Annotated in this window: 1 protein-coding gene; it reads right to left on the bottom strand. The window is 72.9% G+C overall.

The annotated features are described in order from the left end of the window. Positions 1–1398 (bottom strand): serine/threonine-protein kinase (locus E1286_RS47095; RefSeq protein WP_132623910.1); only part of this gene is annotated, 1398 nt, incomplete at its 3' end. Positions 1399–1840: the final 442 nt, after the last annotated feature.

Raw genomic sequence — 1840 nt, 5'->3', positions numbered from 1 at the left:
CTCTTCAGGTGTGCCTACGTCGCCGGTCAGCCTCAGAGCGGCGGACGGCGACGGGGTGGTGGTGCGGGCGGGCTTCCTGGGCCTCGCGGACGTCCTGGCGGGCCTGGGGACGTGCGTGGCGGTCTGTACGGGCTGGGAGGCGACCGGCTGGACGGGCGGCGGCGGCGCGTCGCTCGCGGTCGGCTCCGTCTCGGTCTCCGTCTCGGTCTCCGTCTCGGTCTCCGGCGTGGTCTCCTCCGGCGATGGCTCCTCGTCCGGATCGAGCGGATCCGCGGGCGCGGAGGTGCCGGGCACCGGTGTCGCCGGCGTGCCCTGGCTGGTCTGCGCCTGCAGCACCGCCTCGTCGGACGACGCGTTCACGATGATCACCGCGGCTGCGGCCAGCACGCCGACGACCGACGCGGTGACGGCGATCTTGGCGGGCAGCTTGCCCAGCGCGCGTGAGGACCTGCCGAGACCGCGCGTCGGCTCGCCGAAGCGGGTCTCGGCGAGAGCGGTCTCCGTCTTGGCCGGCTCGTCCAGCCGGATCGGGAAGAGCAGCGCCAGCAGACCCGCAAGGGCGGCCAGGCGGCGGCGTCCGCGCTCCTCCCAGTCGAGCCCGTACGCCTCGGCCGCGACCGCCTCCAACTCGGTGAGGAACGCCTCCGCAGACGGCGGGCGCTCGGCCGGGTCCTTGGCCAGACCTCGCCCGACCAGGCCGCGCAGCGCCGCCGGCACCTCCTCGACCGGCGGGGAAGCGGTCTGGTGCTGGTGGGCCAGCACCATGACGTTCGAGGCGCGGAACGGACGCGTGCCCGTCAGGCACTCGAAGAAGACGGCGGTGGCCGCGTACACGTCGGTCGCGGGCCCGGCCGGCGCGCCCGACCACTGCTCGGGCGCCATGTACGGCGGCGTGCCCGCCGCCTCCGCGTCCTCGCCGGCCCGCACCGCGATGCCGAAGTCCACGAGTTTGCTGATGCCGTCGGCCTGCACCATGACGTTCTCGGGTTTGTAGTCGCGGTGCACGACGCCGATCGCGTGTGCCGCGGCCAGGCCCCGCAGGGAGCCCTGGAGCACGGTCAGCGCGGCTTCGGCGCCGGTGGGACCCTCGGACTTGAGGATCTCGCGCAGCGACACCCCGTTGACCAGCTCCATGATGATCGCCGCGCCCTGGCCGGACTCGACGTAGTCGATCAGCCTGGCGTGGTGGGAGCTCCGCAGTGTGCCCAATAAGCGGGCCTCGTGCCGGAACCGGGCGACGAACCCGACGTCGGACCTCAGCTCGTCACTGAGGTACTTGATGGCCACCTCGACGCCGTCGTAGTCGCGTCTGGCGAGCACGACCCGCCCGGCCGCGCCCGAGCCGAGCTCGCGCACCCCGGTGTAGCCGGGGACCCCCCATGGCCCATTACCGTGCATAACGGTCTCCTCTGGAGTACTTGGGCCCCCACCCGCACCAAACGGTCCGTAGCTTAACCACAGCGGACCACGTTCTGACCCCCGAAGTGCCGATAAGGCAGAAATATCGCCTGCCAAGCGGCCCGGTGCCCGGCCCAGCGGCACCGCCCGATCAAGCCCCGCCCTTCGTCCTCCTGCTCCGTGCCTTCGTGCGCGGCTTGGGCCCTCGTGATCGGCTTCGGGGCTTTTCGCGGTCGGCCGCCGGCCGTCGCGGTCCGGCTCCGGGGCTCCCGTGGCATGGCCACCGGCTCTCCTGCTCCGGCCCCGAGCTCCATTTTCCGGATCGGCAGCCCTCGGACAGCTCAGGAGTTCCCGGGCGGCTCAGGGCCTCCTTCGTCGGGGTCGGGGGAGTCTTGCGCCGGGTTCCGGCCGGGTGCCGGAGCGCTTTCGGAGGGGGTGGGAG

Source organism: Nonomuraea terrae (genome assembly GCF_004348995.1).
GTDB lineage: Bacteria > Actinomycetota > Actinomycetes > Streptosporangiales > Streptosporangiaceae > Nonomuraea > Nonomuraea terrae.
The sequence above is the reverse complement of the archived record's forward strand: the minus strand, read 5'-3'. Positions and strand labels throughout refer to the sequence as shown.